This is a genomic window from Sphingopyxis sp. (genome assembly GCF_050725655.1).
Classification (GTDB): domain Bacteria; phylum Pseudomonadota; class Alphaproteobacteria; order Sphingomonadales; family Sphingomonadaceae; genus Sphingopyxis.
In genome coordinates, this window is record NZ_JBOHHT010000026.1 from 30,656 (window position 1) to 57,058 (window position 26,403).

The window sequence follows — 26,403 nt, forward strand, 5'->3', positions numbered from 1 at the left end:
TGAGCGCATGTAGCTTAAGCCGCCTTGGTCGTCAGCCCGGAATGAGTGTGAGTCCGCCAACCTGGTTCATGTGCTCAGATTTGGCTGGCAGTTCCGAATCAAGACATGGGTGTCTGCTCGGCCAAGATACAGCTGAACGTCTGCAGTAGGCGCAAAGCTGCCCCTACGCATCGTCGCCCATCCGCAGGGCCGCAATAAACGCTTCCTGCGGGATGTTGACGTTGCCATATTCGCGCATCCGCTTTTTGCCCTCTTTCTGCTTTTCCAGCAGCTTCTTCTTGCGGGTCGCGTCGCCGCCGTAGCATTTGGCGGTCACGTCCTTGCGCAGCGCGGCGATGGTTTCGCGGGCGATCACCTTGCCGCCGATCGCGGCCTGGATCGGGATCTTGAACATGTGGCGCGGGATCAGGTCTTTCAGCCGCTCGCACATGCCGCGGCCGCGGGTTTCGGCGGTGCCGCGGTGGACGATCATCGAAAGCGCGTCGACCGGCTCGTTGTTGACGAGGATGCTCATCTTGACGAGGTCGCCGGGGCGGTGGCCGATCTGGTGATAGTCGAAGCTGGCGTAACCGCGGCTGATGCTCTTCAGCCGGTCATAGAAATCGAACACGACTTCGTTGAGCGGCAGTTCATAGGTGATCTGCGCGCGGCCGCCCACATAAGTGAGGTTTTTCTGCACCCCGCGGCGGTCCTGGCACAGCTTCAGGATCGGGCCGAGATATTCGTCGGGCACATAAATCACCGCCTCGATCCACGGCTCCTGGATCTCGTCGATACGGTTCGGGTCGGGCATGTCGGCGGGATTGTGGAGCTCGATCTCCTTCGCCGCCTCATTCTTGGTATGGCCCAGCTTCAGCTTGTACACCACCGACGGCGCGGTGGTGATCAGGTCGAGGTCGTACTCGCGGGTCAGCCGCTCCTGGATGATCTCGAGGTGGAGCAGGCCGAGGAAGCCGCAGCGAAAGCCGAAACCGAGCGCGGCCGAGCTTTCCATTTCGAACGAGAAGCTCGCGTCGTTGAGGCGCAGTTTCTGGATGCTCTCGCGCAATTTCTCGAAGTCGTTGGCGTCGGTCGGGAACATGCCGCAGAAGACGACGGGCTGGACTTCCTTGAACCCCGGCAGCGCCCGCGCCGCGGGCCTTTTCGCGTCGGTCACCGTATCGCCCACACGCGCCTGCGCGACGTCCTTGATCTGCGCGGTGATGAAGCCGATCTCGCCGGGGCCGAGCTCGGTCAGCTGCTCGATCTTCGGCGTGAAACAGCCGACGCGGTCGATCAAATGGGTGGTGCCCGCCTGCATGAACTTGATCTGCTGGCCTTTTTTAAGCACGCCGTCGATCACGCGGATCAGGATGACGACGCCAAGATAGGGGTCGTACCAGCTGTCGACGAGCATCGCGACGAGCGGCGCGGTCGCGTCGCCCTTTGGCGGCGGGATGCGCGTGACGATCGCCTCGAGCGCTTCCTCGATGCCGATCCCGGCCTTGGCCGACGCAAGCACCGCGTCGTCGGCGGGCAGCCCGATGATGTCCTCGATCTCGGCCTTCACCTTGTCGACGTCGGCGGCGGGCAGATCGATCTTGTTGATCACCGGCACGATTTCATGGTCGTGCTCGATCGACTGATAGACGTTCGCCAGCGTCTGCGCCTCGACCCCTTGCGCCGCGTCGACGACGAGCAGCGCGCCCTCGCACGCCGCGAGTGACCGCGACACTTCATACGCGAAGTCGACGTGGCCGGGCGTGTCCATCAGGTTCAGCTCGTACGTCTCGCCATCATGCGCCTTGTACGACAGGCGCACCGTCTGCGCCTTGATCGTAATCCCCCGCTCTTTCTCGATGTCCATATTATCAAGGACTTGCGCCGACATCTCGCGCGCGGTCAGCCCGCCGGTGAACTGGATCAGCCGGTCAGCAAGCGTCGACTTGCCATGATCGATGTGCGCGATGATCGAAAAATTGCGGATATGGGAGAGAGGCGTGGTCATGCGGGCGCGTTAGCAGGGGAAATGCGCGCTGTCAGCAGCAACGAAACGGGGTGGAGCGGAGCGCGGCGGAAGTTGTCAAACTTGTCACCCCCCAGGGCTTGGAAACAAGGGGTTAGCGACATGCGCGGCGTATAGCGGACCCTTGGCGATACCCGAAGATAGTAAAGGTCGTCCACGGCGCGCGCGATGAAACATCGTAAAGGTCGCACGCGCGCGATGTTCGGGCGCGCGGCGGAAGCAGCAGAACGACGAGTCAAAGAGCCGGACTGCGATGCTGGCATGGCGGGATAATGTAGGAAAGCGATTTTTTCGCGCGGAGACGCGGAAGGCGCGGAGGAAGAGAAAGATTGCCTCACGCGAGCGGAAGACCGTGACTCACAGTCTGTGGACTACCAGTCACTTATGCGCGATCTGCGAAAAAATGAAGGAAGCAGATACCAGCATTTTGTTAGCTTTTGGTCTGCGCCTACGCGCCGTTCGCGCAGCGACTCAGATTTCGCAAGAGGCCCTCGCCGAGCTCGCCGAGTTAGACCGAACTTACATCAGCTTGCTAGAACGGGGGAGACGCAACCCCAGCTTGGTTTGTGTAGCAAGCCTTGCACAAGCGTTGAACGTCACGGTTTCTGAACTTTGCGATTTTGCTGGGGACGCAGATAAATGAGTGGGCTTGCGATCGACGAGTTTCGTCACATCTTTTTTGACCTAACGGAAAACTGGTCATGGGAAGTTCAAGGATTCATAGACTCGAATTCGTTTGTCCATCCTATCGATTCCGACACTAAGGTTATTTCGACAGTTTTTGAACGGATGGCCGCGCCAGCGCTACGCAGCATTGCAACAAAATTTGGCTACCGCGTCGAACTAGCAAACCAAACCACCTACCCTGACTTTACGATAACAAACGAAATGACAAGCCACCGAATAGCACTGGACATCAAGACTACCTATGTAAGAAATCGTATGGTCTTTACCTTAGGTGGCTATAATTCATTCTTAAGAAATAATACAAAAAATATCCTTTATCCCTACAATACATATAGAGATCATTGGATTCTTGGATTTGTTTATAGGCAGCTAGATAGTTTTACCGAATACGATTTAGATAACCTACCGAAAGCTGGCGACATTTCGTGTCCGTACAAAGTCGAAACGGTCTTTATAAGAGAAAAGCACGAACTGTGCGGACTCCAAGCGGGAAGCGGCAATACCAAAAATATTGGTAGCTTTGTCGGCTTGAAACCTCGAGATTTCGAGCACGGCGTCGGCCCCTTTGGAGCCTTCGCTAGCGCAAAAGAAGCATGTGACTTTTATTGGGCGAACTACGAGACATATTACCTCGCTATCCGCTCCGTAGATCAATTACTCTCGCATGCCGATTTTGAGCGTTTCAAGTGAGGCGCGCTGGCGTTCCGATTATGAGATCTTCGGTGGCATCAAAATTTTTGGAAAGCGCATACTTATAATCGACTGCGGTATGTTCGTTGATCACATAGCCTGCTCCATCAAGAATGGCTTTCAACTCCTCAACCGATGGGCGTCCATCCCCGCGATAGCTGATTGCAGCTCGAGCGGTCGGCCATCGATCCAGAACGCTTCGAATTTCAGCCAGACCGCCCCCCGGAGTCCGCCAACGGGACGGTTTTAAAGCAATTGGGCGGTGAGGATATTTAGCATTTCCCTGCGAAAACAAAGAGTAATCTACAAGACCGTCCAAGAAATGATAGAAAGTAGAATAGTCGACTGGAATATTGTTCCTGTTCAAGTAAGGTGGATCAAGATAAATTAAATCAGGGTCGACATTCATTCCATCGATTTCGCTAGCGTTCATGCAATATGCCTCACCAATTGGGCCTGTGAACGAGCAACTCGATATTTTCTGCCCGAGCTTCAGCATGTGCGTTGAGAAAGGCGTCTCCCACGTCTTGGCATTTCCGAAGGATCGAGGAACATCCTTCGTCCTCATTTCAAGGTTGGCCCGGTGGAACAGATTATAGGGGCGCTTCATCAGCATCGCTTGCCCCATAAGATAGATCAATAAATCTGCTTCTACAGGTGAGAACTGCAAAAGGTTTGAACAAAAATTGTCGATCTGGTGATTCTCATCATCCGGAAAATAAATTCCACTAAAGTTTTCGTAAACTAAGCTATTTGATTGAGGATTTTTAGAGAAAGCACGTTCGATCAGGGCTGGAATATCGATGCCTGCGATCGAACTTTTTGTTGCACCTAATAGGACTTTTCCTGTCGTCCAATTATACAGCATGTAATCGTTAGCATAGACAATTTTGCCCATGTGACGAAACATAAGACCGACACTGCTGGTACCGCTATATAAATCAAGGACGCTTGAAAAATCATAAGATTTGCAAGCCTCGTAAAGAAACGGAAGCAATTTGCGTTTGGAGCCTTGATAGCGCGTCGTCGGGAATTCGGCGAACGCCTCGTCGGGCAATCGCACCACGTCGGGAAAATCAAGCTCTCTCTGAATCATGTGAGTTCGTTATCGCGAGCGTGACTGACGGTCAACAAAAGTTCATGCTCCGGGGAGAAAAAATGGGTACTCAGCCACCGCACACAATCATCCCTGACGCGCGCATCCCTATCCTCCATTCCTCGCTCCAGCAGCGCTGCCCGCCCCGCACCGTCCGCTACCGCCGCCAGCGCTCCAATCGCATTCGCGCGCACCCGCGGCACCGGGTGCGCTTTCGCGAACTGTTCGGCGATGTCCTTGCCGTTGCCCGTCAGATGCACCGCGCAGCGGAGCAGCATTTCGCTGCTCGTCAGGGTCGGGCGTTTGGCGATCGTGCCGTGGTCGAGGTCGACGATATATTGGTCGCGCCAGGGGACATGCTCGCCCTCGTCCATGATGTTGAGGCTGACCGACAGGCTTTCGGGCGGGAGCTGGCTGTGGATGTCGCGGTGGGCTCGGTAGAGCATCATCTTGCCCTCATCGAGCTGGCTGCGCTCGACGAATTTCAGGTTCAGGGGTTCGCCGAGGCGGCCGTCGACCGGCTCGGGATCGTAATCATAATAGTCGCTGACATAGCCGGGGCCGAAATAGCCGGCGGTGAGGAAGCTGAAATTATGGTCGTGCGGGACGCCGTAGGAGAAGGCCGCGGGGCCGCTCGCGGTGAAGGCGGCGTCGCGCTCGGACGGCCACATATTCGCGCGGAGGTAAAAGCCGCGCGGGCTGCGGTGGAGAAGGAAGACCTGCGCCGAATAGCGGTTCACTTCGAGCTGGTCGGCGTAGCTCGCCTTGAGCGCGGCGATGACGCGGTCGGCGAGGAAATCGGGGTTGCGTTGGAGGCCGGCCAGGAGGTCGGCGCAGTGGGCGATGCTCGCCTCATTGGTGAGGTCGACGCCGCGTTCGTCGAGGCGGGCGGTGACTTCGGCGAGGTCGAGTGTGGGGCCGGCGGGCGGGTCGATCAGGCGGGGCATGCGTTTCTCCTCTCCCCTCCCGCAGGCGGGAGGAGTTGGGGGCGGGTCAGCGACAGTACGCATCGCCCACCCTGCTGCGACTAGCGAGCAAGCTCGCAAGTCTCGCTGCCCCTCCCGCTTGCGGGAGGGGGTGAAATTATTGCCAGCGTTGTGGTGGCGGCGTGGCGGACTTCGGGATGCGGGTCGCTTGCCGCCATCGCGCCGAGATGCGGAAGCGCTGCCGCAGGGTCGAGTGCGACTAGTTCGCGCATCGCGTTCCAGCGCGCGGCGAAATCCTCGCTTGCCGTCTCGGCGACGAAAAGCGGCGCTGCGTCGGTGCGGCCAAGCTGGCGCAACAGCGCGAGCGCCATCTGGCGAAAGCTGCTGTCGCGGCGCGAGGCGCTGACATGGGTCAAACGGCCGCTTTCGATGTCATAGGCGCGGATCGGGAGCCGCGACGGCGGCTGAACGGTAAGTTCGAGGAAGAGGATGTCGTGGTCGGCGCCCGCGTGCCCGCACTCAAACGTGAAGCTTTGGCGGGCGGTGTCGAGGATCAGCGTCTCGCCATCGTGCAACCGACGCGGCGGCTGGCTGCGGCATAGGGCGGCGTCCTTGGCGGTGAATCCGCCAGCTTCCTCGGCGGCGCTGATCGTCACCGCATGCGCGCGAAGCTGTGCGCCGCTGCAGTCCAGGATATGGATCGCCGCGCGGCCGGGGACGAAGACCGCGGTGCCGGGCGCAGCGCTGTTCGCGGCGAACGGGCGTAACTGGAGCGTCAGGCGGATCGCCCCGCTATCGGCGAGAACCAGTCCGCCGGCGCCGCCATCGCCGCCGCCGACCATCCGCAGCGGCGGGCGCGCGAAGGGGTCGGCGGCGATCAAGGCCAGCGCCGAATCAAGCCTGCCGCGGAGCCAGCCGGTGTCGGAGAGCCAAGGAAGAAGGCGCGCTATCGCGACGTCGGCGTGAGTATCGGCGAGCGCCGCGATGGCGGTCACCAGCCCGTCGGGGGCTGTGTCGGCGGCTTTCCACGCGGCGTCGAGACCGGCGACCGCGCGGCGCATCGCCGAACGGCGCGCGGCATCGGCATGGGGGAAATGGTCGTGGCGAGATGGGATGATGGGCATCGCGAAAAGCGGGGGAACGGAGGGCACCGGGTTGGTGGCGCCGCCCGTTCCCGCCGCGGTCAATCGTAGACGATCATGGCGATGGCGACGGCGAGTTCGAACACCGACGGCCCCGACGATGCGCTTTCGCCCATCAGCGAGCCGAACAATCCGACCGCGGTGTCAAGCAAAGGCAGTGCCTCGATATCGATGGTTGGCAGACCCATATTCCCCCTCCTGTCCTGACCGGCGGCGCGACCTGCCGCCGGGAACAGGGCTAGGAAGGCGCGGGCGCGCTTCCCAGTTAACTTATCGTAATCAGGGCATGTCGCTGGTCGAAGCGGGGTTGCGGCAGCGGGCGCCGGGGATAGGATGCAGGGCTCGAAACCGGGAGACACGTCATGCGCCGTACCATCGCCGCCGTCCTTTGCACGCTGTTGCTCGCCGCGCCCGCGGGGGCCGAAACCCTGCTCGTCGGCAACAAGGGCGAGGATACGCTGAGCGTCATCGCGCTGGCGTCGGGGGAGGAACTGGCGCGGCTGCCGACGGGCAAAATGCCGCACGAGATCGCGATCTCGCCCGACGGCAAGCAGGCGGCGGTCGTCGCCTATGGCAGCACGACGATCGACGTGTTCGATGTGGCGAGCCGGACCAAGGTCCGGACGATCGACCTCAGCCCCAACCAGAGGCCGCACGGGCTGCTGTGGCTGTCCGACGGACGGCTGGTCGCGACGACCGAAGGCAGCGAGTCGGTCGCGGTGGTTGCGCCCGATGGCAAGGTGACGTCGATTTCGACGGGGCAGAAGGGGACGCACATGATCGTCGTCGCGCCCGACAACCGCACCGCTTACACCGCGAATATCGCGGCGGGGACGGTCAGCGTGCTCGACCTGAAGACCGCGAAGAAGCTTCGCGATTTCGCGGTCGGCGGCAAACCCGAGGGACTGACGCTAACGAAAGGCGGGCGCGAATTGTGGGTCGGCGATCTCGATGCGCCGCGGGTGTCGATCTGGGATACCGCGAAGGGCGAGAAGATCGCCGAGCAGCCGGTCGATCCGGTCGCGATCCGCGTGCTGGCGAGCCCCGACGGCAAGCTGGTCGCGACGAGCAATATCGCTGCGGGGACGATCAGCCTGTTCGATGCCGAAACGCGCGCGCCGGTGCGGACGATCAACGTATCGGGCGAGGCGGCGAAGGGCCAGGTGACCTTGTTGTTCAGCGCCGATTCGAAGCGGCTTTATGCCGCCGAGACCGGGCATGACAAGGTGGCGGAAATCGACGTTGCGAGCGGTCAGGTGCTGCGCCGGATCGCGGCGGGGAAGAATGGCGACGGGCTGGCGATCGCGCCCTAGGCTTTTTCTGCCCGCAATGTATCGCGAAAGGCCGCGAGGCGGCGGACAGCCTCGTCGAGCACCGCGCCCTCCTTGGCGAAGCAGAGGCGCAGGATGTGGCGCGGGCCGCCGCCTTCGAACAGCGCCGAAACGGGGATCGAGGCGACTTTTGCTTCGCGCACTGCGCGTTCGCTGAACGCGCGATCCGAAAGCGCGATCCCCGACGCGGCGAGGTCGACGCAGAGGAACCAGGTCGCAGCGTTCGACAGGACGGCGAAACCGGCGGCACCCAGCGCGTCACCGAGGCGCCGACGCGATGCGGCCCAGCCGTCGCGCTGCACAGCAAACCATGCGTCAGAGCGGCCCAGCCCTTCGGCCACCGCCCATTGCAGCGCGGGCGGCGTCGTGAAGGTGAGGAACTGATGCGCGCGGCCGAGCGCGGTCGCGTGTCCGGGCGCGGCGCATATCCAGCCGGTCTTCCACCCCGTCAGGCCGAAAATCTTGCCCGCCGAACCGATCTTCACCGCGCGTTCGGCCATGCCCGGGAAGGACAGCAACGAACGATGCGGCGCTCCGTCGAAGCGAATATCCTCCCAGACCTCGTCGCAGATCGCGATAAGATTGTGGCGCACGCAAGCGTCGGCGATCATCGCCAGTTCAGCTTCGCTGGCAACGGTGCCGGCCGGATTGAGCGGATCGTTGAGGATCAGCACGCGCGTGCGCGGCGCGATCGCCGCGGCCAGTTGCTTGGCATCGTACCGCCAGTCGGGCGGGCTGAGCGCGACCGAAACGGGAATACCACCGGCGCGGCGCACCATCGGCGCGTAACTGTCATAGGCGGGCTGGAACAGGATCACCTCGTCGCCCGGCCCGACGAAGGCGAGGATGGCTGCGGCAAGTGCCTCGGTCGCGCCAGAGGTCACGATCACCTGCTCGCGCGACAGAGCGAGACCCTGTCGCCGGGCATAGAAACCGCAAATCGCGTCGCGCAGTTCGGGCAGTCCGAAGGCCGGCGGATATTGGTTCGACTTTTCGAGGAGCGCGCGCGACGCGGCGGCGATCATGTCGGGATGCGGCGGCTCGTCGGGGAAGCCCTGGCCGAGGTTGATCGCGTCATGCGCCCGCGCGAGCCCCGACATATGCTCGAAAATCGTCGGCTCCATCGCAGCGTAGAGCGGGTGGGCCGGGCTCATGACCGCGAAAGCCAGAGCGACAGGCCGGGCGGCGGATCGGCGGGCGGCGCATCGGCAACGTGGCGCACCGCGTCGGCGCGGGCGCGGTCAAGGATGGCGGCGGGAAGATCCGCCGGGTGGAAGATATGATCGGCCTCACCGAGCAGGCGTGCGGCGCGTAGGGTCAGGTCGTCGGGGTCGGCGCTGGTGAGGCGGATGGTTTCGAGGCGCGCATGCTGGATCAACGCATCGCTCGCCAGCCAGCTTTCGACCTTGTCGGCCGCATTGGTGTCGAACGGGTCGAGTGCACCGCCGCTCGCCAGCGCGGCATCGATTGCGCGGCGGCGGTCGGCGGCGGCGGGCCAGCGGGTTTTCATCGCAGCGCGCGCGGCGTGGAGCGCCGCGGCGAGCGCGCCAAGGCGGGCGGGGAGCAGGGCTTCGATGCGCTGGCGGACGGCTTTCGCAAGGCCGGCCGACGCGCCGCCCGTCCCGATAGCGATCGTCACCGGGGCGCGGTCGACGATCGCTGGGGTGGTGAAATCGCAGAGGTCGGGGCGGTCGACGACATTGACGAGCAGGCCGCGCGCGCGGAGCGCCTCGGCCGCGGCGCGGGCCTGATCGTCATCGTCGAGTGCGACGAAGGCGATCGTTGCGCCGTCTTCCCACTGCCGCACGATCCGCCCGCCGGCACGGACGATCAGCCGCGCCTTGGCGTCGGAGGCTTCCCCCTTCCCGACCAGTACGACCGTGCGGCCGCGCAGGTTGAGGAAGATGGGAAGCTGCTCCACGTCAGTCGATCCAGTCGGGCACGCGCTCGGCGGCCATGATCGTGCCCGCCGTGATGCGGTCGGCAACGATGGCATAGCGGTCCCCGTCGACGAGCACCTCGGGAACAAGACTGCGGCTGTTGTAGGTCGACGCCATGGTTGCACCATAAGCGCCCGCGGTGCGGAACACCGCAAGATCGCCCTCCTCGACCTTGTCGGTGACACGGTCGCGCGCGAAGGTGTCGCCGGTTTCGCACACCGGCCCGACGATCGATGCGGTCATCGTCTCGCCGGTCGGCTTGACGGCAACGAAGTCGTGATAGGCGTCGTAGAGCGCGGGGCGCGCAAGGTCGTTCATCGCGGCATCGACGATCACGAACGGGTTGGTCGCGCCGGGCTTGACCCAGAGAACCTCGGTCAGCAGCACCCCGGTGTTGCCCGCGATCACGCGCCCGGGTTCGAACATCAGGGTAACATCCCAATCCTTCGTCACGCGTGCGACCATCGCGCCATATTCGGCCGGGCTGGGCGGATTGTCGCCGGCCTTGTACGGCACGCCGAGCCCGCCGCCGAGATCGACATGGGTGATGCTGTGCCCCGCGGCGCGCAACTCGGCGACGAGCAGGCCGACGCGGGTGAACGCCGCTTCGAGCGGATCGAGGCTGGTGAGCTGGCTGCCGATATGGACCGCAATGCCGCGCATGTTGAGCCCCGGCAGCGCCGACAGCCGTCCGAAGATTTCGGGCGCGACATCGATACCGACGCCGAACTTGTTCTCGGCCTTTCCGGTCGAAATCTTGGCATGCGTGCCGGCATCGACGTCGGGATTGACGCGCAGCACCGCGGGCGCGGTCATTTCCTTTGCCAGCGCGATTTCGGCGAGCGCGGCGCCCTCGGGCTCATGTTCGATATTGAACTGGCCGATGCCGCGGTCGAGGCCCTGCGCCAGTTCGGCGCGCGTCTTGCCGACGCCCGAAAAGACGATGTCCTCGGGCGCCATGCCCGCCGCAAGCGCGCGTTCGAGTTCGCCGCCCGACACGACATCGGCGCCATAGCCCTGCCGCGCGAGCACGCGCAGCACGCCGAGATTGGGATTGCACTTGATCGCGAAGGCGATGTGCTTCCTCGGAACATCCTTGAGCCCGTCGCGAAACGCCTGCGCGTGGCGTTCCAGCGTAGCGCGCGAATAGACATAGACGGGGGTGCCGATTTCTTCGGCAATGCGTGGCAGCGGAATATCCTCGGCGTGCATCACGCCGTCACGAAGTTCAAAGTGATTCATTGGTAAAGTCCTGAAGCTCAGCCCGGAGGCGGCAAGTCGAAATCGTCGGGTTCGCGTTGTTCGGACCGTTTGAGAAGTTCGTCGCTGCGCGCGGGCCGGGCCTGCGCGTCAGGCGTCGTAAGCTCCTCCGTAGTCGGGGCGCGGGCCGCGCCGACGGGAATCACCGGTGCAGGCTGGCCTGCAACGGGCTTCAGATCTTCCTTGCTGCCGCACGCGCCGAGCAGCGCGATTGTAGCCATGCCAACAATAATGAGGCGCTTGGTCGCCATCAAATCGTTCCTTCGAGCGCTGCGCGGGCCGCGGCGATGGCCTGCCTTACCCGTTCGGGCGCCGTCCCGCCATAGCTGGTGCGGCTGGCGACCGACGCCTCGACGGTCAGCACCGCCAGCACGTCGGGTGTGACCGCGGCATGTATCGCCGCGGCGTCGGTTTCGGGCAGCGCCGATAGCTCGACGCCGAGTTCCTCGGCGCGCTTCACGCACGAACCGACGACATGATGCGCCGCGCGGAACGGCAGCCCCGCCTCGCGCACGAGCCAGTCGGCAAGGTCGGTCGCGGTCGAATAGCCCGAGGCGGCGAGCGCGCGCATGCGGTCAGTGCGGAATGTCAGCGTTTCGACCATGCCCGTCATCGCGGCGAGCGACAGCGCGAGCGCGTCGAAGGCGCCGAAGACGGTTTCCTTGTCGTCCTGTAGATCCTTCGAATAGGTGAGCGGCAGGCCCTTCACGATCACCGCGAGCCGCTGGAACGCGCCTAGCAGCAGGCCCGCACGTCCGCGCACCAGTTCGGCGGCGTCGGGGTTGCGCTTTTGCGGCATGATCGAGCTGCCCGTCGACCAGGCATCGGGCAGGCTGATGAAGCCGAAGGGCTGGCTGGCCCAGATCACGATTTCTTCGGCAAGACGCGACAGGTGGATTGCGGCGATCGACGCCGACGCACAGAATTCGAGCGCGAAGTCGCGGTCGGAGACGGCGTCGATGCTGTTCGCCATCGGGCGGTCGAAGCCGAGCGCCGCGGCGGTCGCGTGGCGATCGACCGGAAAGCCGGTGCCCGCGAGCGCGGCGGCACCGAGTGGCGATTCGTTGAGGCGGCGGCGCGCGTCGGCGAAGCGCGAGCGGTCGCGGCCGAACATCTCGACATAGGCGAGCAGATGATGGCCGAGCGTCACCGGCTGCGCGACCTGCAGGTGCGTGAAGCCGGGCATGATGCTGTCGGCATGTTCCTCGGCGCGCGCGAGCAGCGCGGTCTGGATCGCCTGCAATCCCGCGTCGATGCGCTCGCAGGCGGTGCGCGTCCACAGGCGGAAATCGGTCGCGACCTGGTCGTTGCGCGAACGCGCGGTGTGGAGCCGTCCGGCGGCTTCGCCGACGAGGTCCTTCAGCCGCGATTCGACGGTCATGTGGATGTCTTCGAGGCTGAGGTCGACCGGCACGCCGTTTGCAGCAAATTCGCCCGCGATCTGTGCCAGCCCGCGGTCGATCACCACGGCATCGTCGGCGCCGATGATGCCCGCGGCGCCAAGCATCGCGGCGTGCGCGCGGCTGGCGGCGATATCTTCTTCCCACAGGCGCTTGTCGACGGGGATCGATGCGTTAATCTCTTGCATGATTGCCGCGGGTCCGCCACCGAAGCGGCCGCCCCACATGCTGTTGCTATCCGGAGTATTCGCCATCCGCCGCGTTCCAAGCCCGTATCTTGCGATCCTCGCCGTGCTGCTGGCCGGATCAATCGCGGGCTGCGATAGGGAAAAGCAGGCGGGCGAGCAAGCGGCAGGGAGCCAAGCAAATGTTTCGGCGGGCCAAGCGAAGGGCGTCGGCCATTTCGAGCATCAGGTTGACCGCACCAACAAGGGCAAGGCAGCGCCGACCGTCGCCTTTCAGGGTCCCGACGATGCCCCCGTCACCCTCGCCGACTTTCGCGGCAAGCCGCTGCTCGTCAACCTGTGGGCGACATGGTGCGCACCGTGCGTCGCCGAAATGCCGACGCTGGACACGCTCGCGGCGAAGAGCGGCGAGCAGATGACGGTGATCGCGGTCGCGCAGGATTTGCAAGGCGCCGCCGTGGTCGATCCGTGGTTTCAGAAAGCCGGATTGAAGGCACTGCAACCCTATGTCGATCCGCAGAACAGCCTGCTCGACGCCGCCAACAGCGCGCTGCCCACGAGCATCTATTATGATGCAGAGGGCCGCGAGATCTGGCGCGTTGTGGGGGCGATCGATTGGCAGGGTGCCGAGGCGAAGGCGCTGCTGGCCGAGGCCCAGTCCTGAAACAAGAAAGGGCGGGTGCCCCATGACACCCGCCCTTCCCTGCGACCCAGAGCAAGGCTCCGGGGAGAGCTTAGCCGCCAACCGTCACGCGGCCGCTGCGATAACCCTTCTTGCGCATTTCCTTCACATAATCCTTGTCGGCGTCGACCACCTCGGTCTCCCATTCGTCCCACGCGTCCCAGCGGTCCTCGCGGTCGGTCGAATGGCGAAGGTCGCTGGTCAATTCCTTCTCCGCCTCAAGAATATCGGCTTTGTAATTATACCATTGCTGGTTGACGACGCCCGCAATGGGGCTGGTGCGAATGTGTGGCGCCTCGAATCCCGGCGGCTGCGAGCCATAAGGAACAGCTGCCACGGCGGCGGTGGCGGGGAGAGCCACTAGAATAGCGAGGGTGGTCCATTTTTTCATCGTCCATCTCCTGATTGCCCGCCCTTTGCGGGGCGGTCAGAGGAGTCAACGAAGCAGATCGCCCTTTTATTCCCGACTGAGCGCCGAAATTGCACGGGTCGCGGCGGAAACGCTCATCCGGGGTGCGCTTCGTCGCCGACGGCGGAGCGGAGGAGGCCGCGAAACACGTCCTGCGCGCTGCGTTTTCCCTGCGTCACGTCATACACATCGCGCGCGATCGGCATGTCGAGGCCGTGCTTTTCGGCGAGCGCGATGACGGTCGGCGCGCTCTTCACCCCTTCGGCGACCATATTCATCCCCGCGATGATGTCGTCGATGCGCCCGCCCTTGCCCAGTTCGACCCCGACGTGGCGGTTGCGCGACAAGGGGCTGGTACAGGTCGCGATCAGATCGCCCATGCCGGTGAGGCCGGCAAAGGTTTCGGGCCGCCCGCCCATCGCAACGCCCAACCGGGTGATCTCGGCGAGCCCGCGCGTCATCAGCGCCGAGCGAGTGTTGTCCCCCGCCCCCAGCCCGTCGCCCATGCCGACCGCGATCGCGATGATATTCTTGAGCACCCCGCCGAGCTCGCAGCCGAGCAGGTCGGTGTTGGTGTAGACGCGGAACAGCCCCGAGTGGAACACCGGCTGAAGCGCGCGGACGACGATTTCGTCCTCCATCGACAACACGCTCGCCGCAGCCTGCCCGGTCATGATCTCGCGCGCCAGGTTCGGCCCGGTGAGCACGCCGACGGGATGGCCGGGGAGCACTTCCTCGATCAGCTCGGTCATCCTTTTGCCCGACGCGAGTTCGAGGCCCTTGGTCAGGCTGATGACGGGAACCCAGGGGCGAAGATGGGTCTTTGCTTCTTCGAGCACGGCGCGGAAGCTGTGCGAGGGGACGCCCATGACGAGGACGTCGGAGCTCGCGACGACCTCGGCCATGTCTGCATTGGCACGCAAGACAGGCGGCAGCGTGATGCCGGGCAGATATTTGCGGTTTTCGTTATGCTGGTTGATGTCGCCGACGGTCTCCGCGTCGCGCGCCCACAAGGTGATCGGCGCGTTGCGCGATACCAAGGACGCGACCGTGGTGCCCCAACTGCCTCCCCCGAGCAGGCCGACCTTCAACCGCATGCGTCTCTCCCCCTTGTTTTCGGGAGAGACTGGCGATCATTTCAATGCTTGGCAAGAAACTCGCGCTGGACCATCGCGGTCGCCTTCGGCGCCTCGATCATCGGGACATGCGCGACATCCTCGAAGATGTGCGCCGTACTGCCCGCGATCCCTTTTTCGAGCACCGCGACGCAGCTGACGTCGATCAGCTTGTCGTGGCGGCCCCAGATGATCAGCGTCGGCACCTTCACGCGGGCGAGTTCGTCGTTGAGCGGCTTCTGCTCCATCTCGTCGGCGATGACCCAGAAAATCTTGTCGAGCAGGTCGCGATGCCTCAGCGCGTCGGCGTAGATGACAGGTTTCAGCCGCGCCGGCACGTGCGTCGGCTTGCGGACGACAAAGGCGATCAGCCGGTCGGCGTCTTCGAGGCTGGCGAGCACGAGCGGATTATAATCGCGGTCGGCGGCCAGTTTCTGCAACTCGCTTTCGTTCGCGCCGACGATCCCGGCATTGTTCATCAGCGTCAGCGAGCGCAGCCGGTCGGGATAATCGATCGCAAAGCGCAGCGCGATCCACCCGCCCATGCTGTTGCCGCCGAGGTGCGGGCGCTCGATGCCGAGCGCACCCAGAAACGCCTTGAGCCGCGCCGCCTGCGTTTCGACGTCGAACGGCAATTCGCCGTCGCGGTCATTCTCGCCGAAACCCGGCAGATCGGGCGCGATCAGATGATAGTCCTTCGTCAGCCACGGTGCGTAAAAGGTCCAGTGATCCTTGTCGGCGCCGAAGCCGTGGACCATCACGAGCGTCGGCTTCGAGCGATCGCCGCCTTCGAGATAGGGCCAGGTGCGGCCGTCGACCGTCACCGTCTTGCGCACGACCCGCGCGCGCCTTCGCATCAGCCAGCGCATCAGCTGCACAAACTGTTCGGGGAAAAGAAAATAGAGCAGCGCGAGCGTGATGAGCGGCGCGAAGATCAGGACGAGAAGGATTTTCATGCCGCGCCCTGCCCCTTCACATGCGCATCGAACCAGCCGATCAGATCGTCGAGGACGGCATCGCGTTCGGGCTCGTTATAGATTTCGTGGAACAGGCCGGGGTAGATTTTGAGCGCCTTGTCCTTCGACGCGACATTGGCGAACAGATAGCGCGATCCCGCGGGCGCGGTCAGCCGGTCGGCTTCGCCATGCTGGATCAGGATCGGCAGGTTTATCTTTGGCGCGTCGGCCTGCGCGACCGCCATTGCGTTCATGAATTCCTTGCCCAGCCGCGCCCCGATCTTGCCGCCATAGACGAGCGGGTCGGCCCGATAGGCGGCGACCACTTGCGGATCGCGGCTGACGCCATTCGAATCCAGCGACAGCACGCCGAGGCGCGGGAAGAAGCGCGAGAGGAAACGGCTGATCCAGACGGTGAAGCGCGACGGCGGTTCGGCGGGCAGGATCGCGGGACCCGAAAGCGCCGCCGCGACAAAGGCATTTTGGCGCTCGACAAGGAACAAGGTCGCGATCAGACCGCCCATGCTATGACCGAGCAGCAGACGCGGCGTATCGGCATGGTTGATCTCGACGAGCGTCAGCAATTCGCTCATGCCGTCGAGAAAGGCCGAAAAGCGGGGGACGAAACCGCCCTCGCCGTCCGAATTGCCATGGCCCCAATGGTCGACCGCATAGACGGCATAACCCGCATCGGTCAGCCGTTTCGCGACATATTCATAGCGCCCGGCGTGCTCGGCATAGCCGTGCGCGAGCAATATGATCGCGCGCGGGCGGCCTTCGGGCAGCCAATGGGTGACGTGGAGCCTGGCCCCCGCGCCGGCGGAACCGGCAGGCAGGATCACCGCGCCCGCCGCCATGCTCAGCGAACCGCCTTCTTCAATGCCGCGCTGCGGTGGCCGGGGCCATCGTCGCCCGCCTTGTCGATCCTCGCCAATATCGCTTCGAGCGCGCGGCTGATCGCGGTCTGGGTGCGGACCATCTCGACCTTGGGCCATGCGGTGCGTTCGCCGGTGTCGATCAGCTCGTCGATGTCCTCTTGCGCAAGGTCGGAGAGGATCTTCGCCGGCGACCAGAATTTGGGCGGGCGGATGATGTTGATGTCGCCGGTATATTCCTGGTTGATCACCGACCGCGCCATGTTGGCGAGGCTGTTGAGCGGCGGGACCCATTCGAGCGGCTTCTGGAAAATCACCATGTTCGCGTTGAGCCACGCCTTGAACGTCGCCATCGACGCGTGTTGAATGGCCTCGATCGGCGCCATCTGCTTGCGCGTGTCGGTCGCAAAGGGCAGCGCGATCGGGTTCGCCTGGCTGACGATATGATGGTTGACCCCGTACAGTCGTTCGAGCCGCTTGGTCGGAATATCATGCGTCACCGACCCGTCGACCCAGCGCCGGTCGGGCTGGTAAGGGATGCGCGCACCCTTGTCGTCGCGCGCCATCAACATCACCGGCGGGAACACGCCGGGCACCGCGCACGACGCGAGCACGGCTTCGCGGATCAGCACATTCGGCGCGGTGATCGCGTTGAGCAGGCGGCCGTTCTGATGCTTTTCGGCGGGCGCGACCGAAACGTTGAGGTGGCGGCCGCTGACTTCATAGGCTTCCTGGAAGGTCAGATCGGGGATCAGGTCTGCGAGGCGTTCGCGGACTTCGTCAGGCGCGAGGCGCCGCCCGTCGGAATCGCGGTCGGGATTGGCGAGGCGCTCGCTTTCGAGGAAGGCGCCGATGTCGGCGTTCTTGCGCGTGCAGACGATCGCCGCGACGATCGACCCGCCGCTCGCCCCCGACATGATCGCGGGCAGCACGCCTTCTTCCCACAAAGCCTTCACGGCACCGATATGGAAGAAGAGGAAGCTACCCGAACCCGAGAGCAACAGCGCCGAGCGGCCGTAGCAATGTTGCGCCCGGCGGAAGAAATCGCGCTTTTCCTCGCGTGTGATGCTGCGCGCGGTGGCGATCTTGTCGAGCGATGCGACGACTTCGGCGACATAATCCTCGATCAGCTTTTTGGTGCCGAAGCGGGCTTTTTGATAGAGCCGCTCGTGCCCCATGCCGTCGATGTTGCCGTGGATGCCTTCGTTGAGCACGAACAGCAGCCCCTTGACGTCACCCGCCGCCGACAGCTTGCGCAGTTTTTCGAGCCGTGCACGGATCGCCTTATAATCGAAATACCTGCTTTCATCGGCGTCGCGCCACGCCTGCAAACCCGATTTCCTGTCATGTTCGCGGGCGGCTTTCGCCCATGTGGCATAGTCGGGCGCGGTCACAAGATCGCGGTCGGCGCTGAGCGTCGGGGTGAAGAGCATTCGGTAATCCTGCGAGAGCATGGTCTATTTTTTGCGAGTCTTGCCGGTTGCGTTCGCTTTAGCAACCGGTTTCACGGGGGGCTTGGCGGCAGGTTTTGGGACGGCTTTCGGTTTCGGCTTGGGCTTGGCCGTCGGTTTCGGCGTTGCCGTAGCGGCTTTAGGCTTCTCGGGCTTCGGCACCGCCGCCATCAGGTCGGCGAAACTTTCCTCGATACATTCGCGGAAAAACGAGATGTCGGACATCACCGCGCGCTCGGAAATCAGCGAAAAGGCGATCCGGCCGTTGTAGCTGGGGGTCGCGACGAACAGCCCCATATTGTTCGCCAGCGGCGCCATGCCGTGCTGCTGCACGAGCTGCGCCCCCGCGAGATAGAGCGGCACCTGCGCGCCGGGCACGTTCGAGATGAAGAGGTTGGTGCCGCGCACCGCGAAACGCTCGCTGGTGACGAGCCGCGCCACCGCGGCCATCGTCGCGCCGGGAATATGCTGCGACAGGTCGGTCATGATGCGGGCGCTGACCCCCGCCTTCGCCTCCTTCGCCTCGACCGTATAGTCGCGAACCGCCGCGAGCCGTTCGAGCGGGTCGGCGATGTCGGTGCGGATCGGCACGCTCATCGCCGACACCTGATTGCCCGGCTTCGACGCCCCCTTGCCTCCTGGGCCGCCCTTGCCGCGCAGGTTGATCGGCGCGACCGCGACGAGGCTGTCTTTGGGCAGTTCCTTGTGCTTCGCGAGATATTTGCGCAGCGCGCCACCGACGGTGGTGAGCACGACGTCGTTGACCGTCGCGCCGGGCACCTTCTTGCGGATCTCGGCGACATCGGCGAGCGCGACCGTGGTCGCGTCGAACATCTTGTGCGGGCCGACCGGCACGTTGAAGCGCGTTTCGGGCACCCCGGCGGTCATCCCGCCTTCGGCAATCGACTTGCGCGCCGACGAGATGATCGCAGGTGACATTTTCATCAGCGCGTTCATGAACTTGACCGGCGACTGCATCGACGCCGACCAGGCGCGCGAGAGCGTTTCGCTGCTCGACGGCGCCTTGCCCAGCTCCTCGACCGGCGGCGGTTCGGGAATCGCGGGCGTGCCCTTCGCATCGATGTCGCTCATCGCGATGAAAGCATGCGCGCCCGACGCGCCATCGACCGCGGCATGATGGACGCGGTGGAGCATCGCGAAGCTGCCCTTCGGAATACCCGGGATGCGGTCGAGCCCCTCGATGATATAAATGTCCCAGAGCGGTCGGTTCATATCCATCGGTTTCGAGAACCAGCGCGCGACCGCGATGCAGAATTGCCGCCAGTCGCCGGGCTCGGGCAGCCGCGCGTGGCTCATATGCGCCTCGATATCGAAATGCTCGTCCTCGACCCAATAGGGATGATCCATGTCGAACGGCAGGCGGTGAAGGCGACGCTTGAACAAGGGCGAGGTGTCGACGCGGCTTTCGACGTGGCGGATGATGTCCTTGAAGCGCACGAACCCGCCCGGCGCGGTCGAGGGGTCGTAGATATAGACCCCCATGATATGCGTCAGATTGTTCGCGGTCTGCGTGTAGAGGAACTGGGCGTCCTGCGCGCTGAGCTGTTTGAGCATCCTATCCTCCTGAACCAGGCAACCGGTCGGCGAGCGCCACGGTTGAAAGGCGCATCGTTTCCATGACGTTGGCGAGGCCGCGCAGTTCCATCAGCAGCGCGCGGCGCGCGGCAAGGCCCTCCGGGGTCGCGTCGGCGGTCAGTCCCATATGGCGCATCAGCGACAGGCCGTTGGCGAAGAGCAATTTCCCGATCGCCGCCTCGCTGCTGATCCGGCGGAGCAGATAGGCTTGTTTGCCCTCGGCGAGCGCGGCGTCAAGCAACGCCTGTTCGTCGACGACGTCACCGGGCTTCGCGCGCGCGAGCGGTTCGGCGACAACCGAGTAAGCCTCGGCGAAGGGAAGCAATATCGCGTGACCGACGACCGGCTGACACCGCCGGAGGAGCTGCGCGATGCCGCGGTCGCCGCTGGCAAGCCGGCGGTCCCAGACGGGATCGATGCGCGCGAGTTCGGCCCCGATCGCGGCAAGATGCTCGCCCCGCGGCGGGTAGAAGAATTCGAATTTGAACAGGTCGCGCAGCCGGTCGATCTTCGCCCAGAAGGCTGCGGTCGCATCTCCGCTATCGGCGTCGCGCAGCTCGAACAGCGCAAGCTCGATCATCGCGCGGTCGAGGAAATGATGCGCGATGATGTTGCGATAATAACTCGCCATCGGATGCTTGGCGGGATCGATCGAATAGACATTCTCGCTGCCCGCTTCGTAGCGCGTCAGCAGACCGCTTTCGACCAGCGTGTCGACGGTGGTGGAGAGCGCCGCATCGTCGCCGCTTTCGAGTTCGCTGCTGAGCCGGATGTCGCGCGCCCGCGCCCAGTCGGTCACCGCGCCGATCGCGCCGAGCAGTTCGGCGGCGGTTGCGCCGCGCGGGGCCATGCCGAGCAGAATCAGGCACATCACCGACGTAACTGTCAGGGGCGTCACCCGGTTCGCTTCGACCGCGACCGCAAAGGCGATCTTCTCGAGCGCGCGCTTGTCGTCGGGGCCCGGCGCTTCGTCGATCACCACGGGGTTGCCGACGTCGAGCCGGATGCGGCCCGAGGGTTCCTTGAGGCTCTTCATATAGCCGAGGAACCACGACAGGCTCTCGGGCTTCTTGCTTCGCCCCGTCTGTTCGGCGGCATATTCCTCGACGTCGCGGATCAGGTCGAAGCTGGTGACGAAGGGCACGAAATGCACATCGCGCGTCCCCGTCGCATGCGCGGCGTCGAGGACATATTTCATCAAGCCATATTTGGGCGGCATCAGCTTGCCGAGCCGCGAGCGCGTTCCCTCGAACGCCCAGCTCAGCGGGAAACGCTTCGCAAGCAGCCACGCGATATAGTGGCGCAGCACGAGCTTGTAGACCGGCTGGTCCTGAAAGCTGCGCCGAATGAAGATCATCCCCGAGCGGCGGAAAAATTCGCCCATGATCGCGAAATCGAGATTGGCGCCGCCAAAGCTGTGCAGCATCGGCATGTCGTTTTCATAAGTGAGCCGGCTGGGGGTCGCGCCGTCGATATAAGTCTTGTGGGTAAACAGGATCGCGGTCGGATGCTCGCGCAGGATCGACCGCAGTCTTGCAAGCTCGGCGGCGTCGACCTCCATCTCGGGCGCGTAGCCGCCGAACATCATGCGGTCGAGCCGCGCGCGCAGGTCGAGGAAAAGCGCCGAAGGCCGCGCGATCACTTCCTTCATCAGCGGTCGCGCCTCGCGGAAAAGCTCGGCAACCGGGCGCCCCGTCGCCTCGGACAGTTCGACGAGCGCGGCGCGGAATTTGGGGCTGGTGCGCAGGCCATCGGCGACGAAGCGCGGCACCTTGTAGCGCGTGCCGCGGATGCCGCGTTCGGCGACGTCAAGCGCGAGCCCCGCCTGCCGTGCGACGAAGCCCGCAAATTCGGGGCTGTCGGTCCCCTCGCCGTCGCCGCCGCCGGTCTGCCGGCAGAAACGGTTGCGCAGCGCGTCGAGCGTCGCCGCCTCGCCGACCAAAATCTGCGCGCGGCGGCGGTCGCGGAGCAGGATCAGCCGCGAGCGGAGCGGGCCGGGGTGGCGCGGGTCACCGAACAGGATGTGGCGAAATTTGAGCGCACGGTCGCGTTCGAACCCGGGGATGCGCCACGCGACGCGCAGCGGCACCACCTGCCGCGACGGCGATCCGTCGAGCCGCGCGCGCAGCATGTCGAGCGGCAACGCATGATCGTCGTCCTCGATTGCGAGACTCGCCCATTGCGGTTCGTTGTCGCCTGATGTGGCGTGGACCCAATCAAGCAACAGTTGCCGTTCGACCCCGTTGCGCGCGTCGATGATATAGAGCCGGTCGGCCGCGTCCTCCGTCACGATCGGGGTGCGGGGCGATCCGTCGGCCATGTCCTAATACCCCTCCGTCATTGCGAGGAGCGAAGCGACGCGGCAATCCAGTATGGCGTAAACCGCTCTGGATTGCTTCGCTTCGCTCGCAATGACGAGGTGATGCATGTCTTAGGCCGCCCTTCCCTTTCGCGGGGAGGGTGTCTTGGCGGACGCCTTTTTGACGGGCGCCGGCTTCTTTGCCGCCGCCTTTTTCGGCTTTGCCTTTTCGGTCTTCGCTTCGGGCGAAGCGGCCTCGGGAGCGGGTTCTTTCGCCACCGATTCCGCCACGCTTTCCTCGGGCTGGCCGAGCGTGCGCAGGAACATGTTGCGGACGTCGCGGACGTGATTGTTCATCGTCCGCGCGCTCCACTTCGACGTGTCGACCGGCGGCAGCACGGTGACGCGCACCGTCGCGGGGCGCATCACGAACTCATTCTTGGGCGCGACGTCGGTGGCATTATGAATGACGATCGGGACGATCGGCACCCCGGCCTGCATCGCCAAATGGAACGCGCCCTTCTTGAACGGTTCGAGCTTGGGCGTCAGGCTGCGCGTGCCCTCGGGCGAGATGCAGATCGACTTGCCCTCGATCTGGATTGCGTCGACCAGCGGCTCCATCGCCTTGATCGCGCTTTTGCCGTCGGCGCGGTCGACGAAGACGGTGCCGCCCCATTCCATCAGCTTGCCGAGGATGGGGATGTTCTTGATTTCCTTCTTGCCCACCCCGCCCATGTCGCGGCGGATGAGCTTGGCGAGGATCATCACATCGGCCTTGCTCTGGTGGTTGAAGATGAAGACGCAGGGGCGCGAGGACCACAGATGCTTTTCGTCCTCGACCTCGAGCTCGACGCCGGTGATCGCCGTCGCGAAATCGCCGAACAGCCCGATCGAGAAATTCGCCGCCTCGCGCTGCGAACGTGTGAGCGCCCAGATCGGGAGACCCGCAGCGAAGGCGCCGACGAGCGAGCCGGTGGCGTAAATGGTGCGCGTATAATCGACCCAGCTCGGCGTGCCGCGGCTGGCGAAACGCTGCACCGGCCAGCCATTTTCCTCGGCGATCGCCTTGAGCTTCAAATTGGGGTTGAGCGGGCGCGGCTTGCCGACGCGTTCAAGCAATTCGATATCGTCGTCGCTGTCCGAATAGAAAAAGCTGTTGTCGAGATCGAGGCCATATTCGGCGGCGAGTTCCTCGGCGGCGAGCACTTTTCCGTCGCCGAAACACAAAGGCCGGATGATCTCGCCGGTGAAGACGCCGTCCTCGATCTCGTAAGCCGAGCATTTGATGTCGTCGATGCCGAGGTCGCGTGCGGTCGGTTCGATCTGGTAGATCGTCGCCGACGAGATGATCGCGACGCGGTGACCCTTTGCCTGATGCGCCTCGATGATTGCGCGCGTCTCGGGATAGATTTTGCGCGCGATATGCTTCTTGTAGAGTTCTTCGCCGAACGCGATGAAGCTCTCTTCCTCGACGCCCTTCATGAACTTCGCGGCGCCCGACATCAGCCCCGAGAAGCCGATCGTGCCAAGGCTGTGCTGCGCGATGACCTGTGCGGTCTCGGCGATTTCCTCCATCGACATTTCGCGGCGCTGGAATTTCTCGCGCAGCATCGCGGTCGCCGAATAGCCCGAGATGATCGTGCCATCGAAATCGAACAGCGCGGCGATATGCGACCCCGGCTCCGATGCCAGAACTTCGTCCAAATGCGGTTGCGGCCTCGGCACGCCTGTCTCCCCACCAACGGCTTGTTTGCCGCCTTATGCCTGCACGATGGCAGGTAAAATGGGGTTAATCAATGGCGCGAAAGGGCCGCAGCCTCGCGGGCAAGCGCCTCGATTCGCGCGGGATCGAGTGGCCCCGACGGGACCACCCAGCTGCCGCCGACGCACAGCACCGGATCGAGCGCAAGCCATTCGGGTGCCGTCGCGAGGCTGATGCCGCCGGTGGGGCAGAAACGCGCCTGACCGAAGGGGCCGGCGAGCGCCTTCAGCGCCGGAAAGCCTCCGCTGGTCGCCGCGGGGAAGAATTTGAAGCGATCGAGGCCAAGGTCCATCCCGCGCATGATGTCGCCGGCGTTGGCGGTGCCGGGAAGGAAGGGAATGCCGCTCGCCACGGCCGCCTTGCCGAGATTGTCGGTGAGGCCGGGCGAGACGATGAATTCGGCCCCTGCCGAAATGGCGCCCTCAAGCATCGCGGGATCGAGCACGGTGCCTGCGCCGACGATCGCGCCCTTGACGCTTTTCATGGCGGAAATCGCGTCGAGCGCGGCGGGGGTGCGCAAGGTGACTTCGAGCACCGTCAACCCGCCGGCGACCAGCGCCTCGGCCATCGGCACCGCATCTTCGACCCGGTCGATAACGATCACCGGGATAACCGGCGCCAAACGCATGATCTGGTCGATGGACTGGCTCAAATGACGGACTCCATGGCAGCAAGAACGGCCGACCCACCCTTTTCGGCTTCGTCGGCATGGTGGCGGAACAGCGCGAAAAGCTCGCGGCCGACGCCGACCGCAGGCGGCGGCGCTACGGCAGCGGTACGCGCAGCCCAGATAGCGGGATCGACGAGCGCGAGCACTTCGCCCCTGCGTGCGCAGACGCGGACGATGTCGCCGTCGGCGAGGAAGGCGAGCGGGCCGCTGACGCCGTCGGTGCCGGGCAAGGCTTCGGGCGAGAGGTGAATCACCGCCGGCACCTTGCCGCTCGCGCCCGACATGCGGCCGTCGGTGAGCAGCGCGACGCGAAAGCCGCGGTCCTGCAACACGCCGAGCGCCGGAGTCAGCTTGTGCAGTTCGGGCATGCCGTTGGCGCGCGGCCCCTGAAAGCGCACGACGACGATCACATCGCGTTCGAGTTCACCCGCCTTGAACGCCGTCAGCACCGCATCCTGCGTGTCGAAGATCCGGCATGGCGCCTCGATCGTCCAGCGATCCTCGGCGACGGCGCTGGTCTTGATGATCGCGCGGCCGAGATTGCCGGCAAGCAGGCGCATGCCGCCGTCGGGCGAGAAAGGCGCCGCGACGGGGCGCAGCATCGTGTCGTCGCGGCTCTCGGCGGGCGCGGCCTGCCAGTGGAGTTCGTCGTCGACCAGCACGGGTTCCGACGCATAATCGGCCATCGTCCCGCCGACCGTCAGCACATCGCCGTGGAGCAAGCCAGCCCCAAGCAGTTCGTGCACGACATAGCCGATGCCGCCCGCGGCGTGGAAATTGTTCACGTCGCCCGCGCCGTTCGGATAGACGCGCGCGAGCAGCGGCACGGCGTGGCTGAGCTCGTCGAAATCCTGCCAGTCGATGATGATCCCCGCCGCACGCGCGATCGCGGGCAGGTGGATCGCATGGTTGGTCGAACCGCCCGTCGCGAGCAGGCCGATCGCGGCGTTGACGATCGCTTTCTCGTCCACGCAGCGCGAGAGCGGGCGATAGTCGTCGCCGTCCCAGCCGATCTGCGCAATCCGGTGCGTCGCAGCGCGCGTCAGTAACTGACGCAGCTTGGTGCCGGGGTTGGTGAAGGCGCTACCCGGGATGTGAAGCCCCATCAGCTCCATCATCATCTGGTTGCTATTCGCGGTGCCGTAGAAGGTGCAGGTGCCCGCGCCGTGATAGCTTGCCGCCTCGGCCTCGAGCAGCTCGTCGCGGCTCGCCTTGCCTTCGGCATAAAGCTGACGGATGCGCTGCTTTTCCTTGTTCGCGAGCCCCGAGGGCATCGGGCCTGCGGGGATCAGGATCTGCGGCAGATGGCCGAAACGCAGCGCGCCGATCAGCAGGCCGGGGACGATCTTGTCGCAAATGCCGAGGAGCAGCGCGCCCTCGAACATCGCGTGGCTGAGCGCAATCACCGTTCCCTGCGCGATATTGTCGCGGCTGAACAGCGACAGGTCCATGCCCGCCTGCCCCTGCGTCACGCCGTCGCACATCGCGGGGACGCCGCCCGCGACCTGCGCGGTCGCGCCGGCTTCGCGCGCGAACAATTTGATCTGCTCGGGGTAGCGGCCGTACGGCTGATGCGCCGAGAGCATGTCGTTGTAGCTCGTGACGATGCCGATGTTCATTTCGGCGCCGCCGCGGATCGCGGGCTTGTCCTCGCCCGACGCGGCAAAGCCGTGCGCGAGGTTGCCGCACGAGAGGTTGCCGCGGTTGGTGCCGGCCTCGCGCTGACGGTCCATCAGGTCGAGGTAAGCGGCGCGGCGCTTGGCGCTGCGCGCGATGATGCGGTCGGTGACTGCGGCGATGGTGGGGTGGAGGGTGGTCATGATGTAAAACCTATTCCCTTCTCCCCTTGCGGGAGAAGGATACGGAGCCTTGTGCCGAAGGCGCTAGGCGCAGTTGGATGAGGGGTTGCGAGCCCGAGGCTCGCGC

Annotated in this window: 24 protein-coding genes; 4 read left to right on the forward strand and 20 right to left on the reverse strand. The window is 64.3% G+C overall.

The features are described from left to right. Positions 1-163 precede the first annotated feature (163 nt). Positions 164-1,987, reverse strand: a complete 1,824-nt coding sequence (gene lepA / locus ACREBX_RS03040) for a translation elongation factor 4 (RefSeq protein WP_431560280.1) — start codon at positions 1,985-1,987, stop codon at positions 164-166. 421 nt (positions 1,988-2,408) lie between these two features. Here lepA and ACREBX_RS03045 point away from each other — a divergent pair, with 421 nt between their 5' ends. Further along, positions 2,409-2,648: a helix-turn-helix domain-containing protein gene (locus ACREBX_RS03045; RefSeq protein ID WP_431560334.1), complete on the forward strand. Its 240-nt coding sequence runs from the start codon at positions 2,409-2,411 to the stop codon at positions 2,646-2,648. After that, complete coding sequence (locus ACREBX_RS03050; RefSeq protein ID WP_431560281.1) at positions 2,645-3,382, forward strand: type II restriction endonuclease; 738 nt, start codon at positions 2,645-2,647, stop codon at positions 3,380-3,382. The genes ACREBX_RS03045 and ACREBX_RS03050 overlap by 4 nt, the downstream gene beginning before the upstream one ends. Here the strand turns inward: ACREBX_RS03050 and ACREBX_RS03055 are convergent. The 4 genes from ACREBX_RS03055 to ACREBX_RS03070 all read right to left on the reverse strand — a co-directional run bounded on the left by ACREBX_RS03055 (position 3,375) and on the right by ACREBX_RS03070 (position 6,734). Further along, positions 3,375-4,478 (reverse strand): DNA adenine methylase, encoded by a 1,104-nt coding sequence (locus tag ACREBX_RS03055; protein ID WP_431560282.1) that lies wholly within the window; start codon positions 4,476-4,478, stop codon positions 3,375-3,377. The genes ACREBX_RS03050 and ACREBX_RS03055 overlap by 8 nt on opposite strands. Beyond that, positions 4,475-5,425, reverse strand: coding sequence for a transposase (locus tag ACREBX_RS03060; RefSeq protein WP_431560283.1), 951 nt, complete (start codon positions 5,423-5,425; stop codon positions 4,475-4,477). Before ACREBX_RS03060 ends, ACREBX_RS03055 begins: the two co-directional genes overlap by 4 nt. A gap of 80 nt (positions 5,426-5,505) precedes the next feature. Next, entirely contained in the window at positions 5,506-6,591 is a 1,086-nt protein-coding gene (locus ACREBX_RS03065) for a HEAT repeat domain-containing protein (protein ID WP_431560284.1), read from the reverse strand. Further along, entirely contained in the window at positions 6,588-6,734 is a 147-nt protein-coding gene (locus ACREBX_RS03070) for a hypothetical protein (protein ID WP_156419673.1), read from the reverse strand. Before ACREBX_RS03070 ends, ACREBX_RS03065 begins: the two co-directional genes overlap by 4 nt. A 174-nt stretch (positions 6,735-6,908) precedes the next feature. On the opposite strand from ACREBX_RS03070, the gene ACREBX_RS03075 reads away from it, so the two are divergent. After that, a complete protein-coding gene (locus ACREBX_RS03075) occupies positions 6,909-7,859 on the forward strand; it encodes a hypothetical protein (RefSeq protein WP_431560285.1) in 951 nt (316 codons plus the stop codon). On the opposite strand, the gene ACREBX_RS03080 is transcribed toward ACREBX_RS03075, so the two are convergent. Genes ACREBX_RS03080 through argH form a run of 5 tightly spaced genes read right to left on the reverse strand, consistent with a single transcriptional unit; the run spans position 7,856 to position 12,704 of the window. After that, positions 7,856-9,031 (reverse strand): aminotransferase, encoded by a 1,176-nt coding sequence (locus ACREBX_RS03080; RefSeq protein ID WP_431560286.1) that lies wholly within the window; start codon positions 9,029-9,031, stop codon positions 7,856-7,858. The genes ACREBX_RS03075 and ACREBX_RS03080 overlap by 4 nt on opposite strands. Further along, positions 9,028-9,798 (reverse strand): NAD(P)-dependent oxidoreductase, encoded by a 771-nt coding sequence (locus tag ACREBX_RS03085; RefSeq protein WP_431560287.1) that lies wholly within the window; start codon positions 9,796-9,798, stop codon positions 9,028-9,030. Before ACREBX_RS03085 ends, ACREBX_RS03080 begins: the two co-directional genes overlap by 4 nt. Before the next feature lies 1 nt (position 9,799). After that, positions 9,800-11,059: a diaminopimelate decarboxylase gene (gene lysA, locus ACREBX_RS03090; protein ID WP_431560288.1), complete on the reverse strand. Its 1,260-nt coding sequence runs from the start codon at positions 11,057-11,059 to the stop codon at positions 9,800-9,802. A gap of 17 nt (positions 11,060-11,076) precedes the next feature. Beyond that, on the reverse strand, positions 11,077-11,328 hold the full coding sequence (locus tag ACREBX_RS03095; protein WP_431560289.1) for a hypothetical protein: 252 nt from the start codon (positions 11,326-11,328) through the stop codon (positions 11,077-11,079). After that, positions 11,328-12,704: an argininosuccinate lyase gene (gene argH / locus ACREBX_RS03100; RefSeq protein WP_431560335.1), complete on the reverse strand. Its 1,377-nt coding sequence runs from the start codon at positions 12,702-12,704 to the stop codon at positions 11,328-11,330. The genes ACREBX_RS03095 and argH overlap by 1 nt, the downstream gene beginning before the upstream one ends. Between argH and ACREBX_RS03105 the strand changes: the two genes are divergently transcribed. Continuing rightward, entirely contained in the window at positions 12,703-13,326 is a 624-nt protein-coding gene (locus tag ACREBX_RS03105) for a TlpA family protein disulfide reductase (RefSeq protein ID WP_431560290.1), read from the forward strand. The genes argH and ACREBX_RS03105 overlap by 2 nt on opposite strands. A 70-nt stretch (positions 13,327-13,396) precedes the next feature. Here the strand turns inward: ACREBX_RS03105 and ACREBX_RS03110 are convergent, their stop codons facing one another. From ACREBX_RS03110 to edd, 10 genes are all read right to left on the reverse strand, one after another. Continuing rightward, positions 13,397-13,735 (reverse strand): hypothetical protein, encoded by a 339-nt coding sequence (locus tag ACREBX_RS03110; RefSeq protein ID WP_431560291.1) that lies wholly within the window; start codon positions 13,733-13,735, stop codon positions 13,397-13,399. Between the two features lie 113 nt (positions 13,736-13,848). Beyond that, complete coding sequence (locus ACREBX_RS03115) at positions 13,849-14,850, reverse strand: NAD(P)H-dependent glycerol-3-phosphate dehydrogenase (RefSeq protein WP_431560292.1); 1,002 nt, start codon at positions 14,848-14,850, stop codon at positions 13,849-13,851. Positions 14,851-14,891: 41 nt separating this feature from the next. Then, a complete protein-coding gene (locus tag ACREBX_RS03120; protein ID WP_431560293.1) occupies positions 14,892-15,824 on the reverse strand; it encodes an alpha/beta fold hydrolase in 933 nt (310 codons plus the stop codon). Beyond that, positions 15,821-16,681: a lysophospholipase gene (locus ACREBX_RS03125; protein ID WP_431560294.1), complete on the reverse strand. Its 861-nt coding sequence runs from the start codon at positions 16,679-16,681 to the stop codon at positions 15,821-15,823. The genes ACREBX_RS03120 and ACREBX_RS03125 overlap by 4 nt, the downstream gene beginning before the upstream one ends. A 2-nt stretch (positions 16,682-16,683) precedes the next feature. Next, the gene (locus tag ACREBX_RS03130; RefSeq protein WP_431560295.1) at positions 16,684-18,132 is read right to left on the reverse strand and encodes a DUF3336 domain-containing protein; all 1,449 of its coding nucleotides are present in this window, start codon (positions 18,130-18,132) and stop codon (positions 16,684-16,686) included. A gap of 24 nt (positions 18,133-18,156) precedes the next feature. After that, positions 18,157-19,725: a WS/DGAT/MGAT family O-acyltransferase gene (locus tag ACREBX_RS03135; protein WP_431560296.1), complete on the reverse strand. Its 1,569-nt coding sequence runs from the start codon at positions 19,723-19,725 to the stop codon at positions 18,157-18,159. 1 nt (position 19,726) lies between these two features. Then, complete coding sequence (locus tag ACREBX_RS03140) at positions 19,727-22,066, reverse strand: glycerol-3-phosphate 1-O-acyltransferase (protein ID WP_431560297.1); 2,340 nt, start codon at positions 22,064-22,066, stop codon at positions 19,727-19,729. A 111-nt stretch (positions 22,067-22,177) separates the two neighbouring features. Further along, positions 22,178-23,749, reverse strand: coding sequence for an HAD-IB family hydrolase (locus ACREBX_RS03145; RefSeq protein WP_431560298.1), 1,572 nt, complete (start codon positions 23,747-23,749; stop codon positions 22,178-22,180). An 89-nt stretch (positions 23,750-23,838) separates the two neighbouring features. After that, positions 23,839-24,459: a bifunctional 4-hydroxy-2-oxoglutarate aldolase/2-dehydro-3-deoxy-phosphogluconate aldolase gene (eda, locus tag ACREBX_RS03150; RefSeq protein ID WP_431560299.1), complete on the reverse strand. Its 621-nt coding sequence runs from the start codon at positions 24,457-24,459 to the stop codon at positions 23,839-23,841. Then, entirely contained in the window at positions 24,456-26,297 is a 1,842-nt protein-coding gene (edd, locus tag ACREBX_RS03155; RefSeq protein WP_431560300.1) for a phosphogluconate dehydratase, read from the reverse strand. Before edd ends, eda begins: the two co-directional genes overlap by 4 nt. Between the last annotated feature and the right edge of the window lie 106 nt (positions 26,298-26,403).

Bases quoted from the DNA above. Each gene is read 5' to 3' on its own strand.
- lepA (WP_431560280.1), bottom strand. From the start codon at position 1,987: ATGACCACGCCTCTCTCCCATATCCGCAATTTTTCGATCATCGCGCAC.
- ACREBX_RS03045 (WP_431560334.1), top strand. From the start codon at position 2,409: ATGAAGGAAGCAGATACCAGCATTTTGTTAGCTTTTGGTCTGCGCCTA.
- ACREBX_RS03050 (WP_431560281.1), top strand. From the start codon at position 2,645: ATGAGTGGGCTTGCGATCGACGAGTTTCGTCACATCTTTTTTGACCTA.
- ACREBX_RS03055 (WP_431560282.1), bottom strand. From the start codon at position 4,478: ATGATTCAGAGAGAGCTTGATTTTCCCGACGTGGTGCGATTGCCCGAC.
- ACREBX_RS03060 (WP_431560283.1), bottom strand. From the start codon at position 5,425: ATGCCCCGCCTGATCGACCCGCCCGCCGGCCCCACACTCGACCTCGCC.
- ACREBX_RS03070 (WP_156419673.1), bottom strand. From the start codon at position 6,734: ATGGGTCTGCCAACCATCGATATCGAGGCACTGCCTTTGCTTGACACC.
- ACREBX_RS03075 (WP_431560285.1), top strand. From the start codon at position 6,909: ATGCGCCGTACCATCGCCGCCGTCCTTTGCACGCTGTTGCTCGCCGCG.
- ACREBX_RS03080 (WP_431560286.1), bottom strand. From the start codon at position 9,031: ATGAGCCCGGCCCACCCGCTCTACGCTGCGATGGAGCCGACGATTTTC.
- lysA (WP_431560288.1), bottom strand. From the start codon at position 11,059: ATGAATCACTTTGAACTTCGTGACGGCGTGATGCACGCCGAGGATATT.
- ACREBX_RS03095 (WP_431560289.1), bottom strand. From the start codon at position 11,328: ATGGCGACCAAGCGCCTCATTATTGTTGGCATGGCTACAATCGCGCTG.
- ACREBX_RS03105 (WP_431560290.1), top strand. From the start codon at position 12,703: ATGCTGTTGCTATCCGGAGTATTCGCCATCCGCCGCGTTCCAAGCCCG.
- argH (WP_431560335.1), bottom strand. From the start codon at position 12,704: ATGTGGGGCGGCCGCTTCGGTGGCGGACCCGCGGCAATCATGCAAGAG.
- ACREBX_RS03110 (WP_431560291.1), bottom strand. From the start codon at position 13,735: ATGAAAAAATGGACCACCCTCGCTATTCTAGTGGCTCTCCCCGCCACC.
- ACREBX_RS03115 (WP_431560292.1), bottom strand. From the start codon at position 14,850: ATGCGGTTGAAGGTCGGCCTGCTCGGGGGAGGCAGTTGGGGCACCACG.
- ACREBX_RS03120 (WP_431560293.1), bottom strand. From the start codon at position 15,824: ATGAAAATCCTTCTCGTCCTGATCTTCGCGCCGCTCATCACGCTCGCG.
- ACREBX_RS03125 (WP_431560294.1), bottom strand. From the start codon at position 16,681: ATGGCGGCGGGCGCGGTGATCCTGCCTGCCGGTTCCGCCGGCGCGGGG.
- ACREBX_RS03130 (WP_431560295.1), bottom strand. From the start codon at position 18,132: ATGCTCTTCACCCCGACGCTCAGCGCCGACCGCGATCTTGTGACCGCG.
- ACREBX_RS03135 (WP_431560296.1), bottom strand. From the start codon at position 19,725: ATGCTCAAACAGCTCAGCGCGCAGGACGCCCAGTTCCTCTACACGCAG.
- ACREBX_RS03140 (WP_431560297.1), bottom strand. From the start codon at position 22,066: ATGGCCGACGGATCGCCCCGCACCCCGATCGTGACGGAGGACGCGGCC.
- edd (WP_431560300.1), bottom strand. From the start codon at position 26,297: ATGACCACCCTCCACCCCACCATCGCCGCAGTCACCGACCGCATCATC.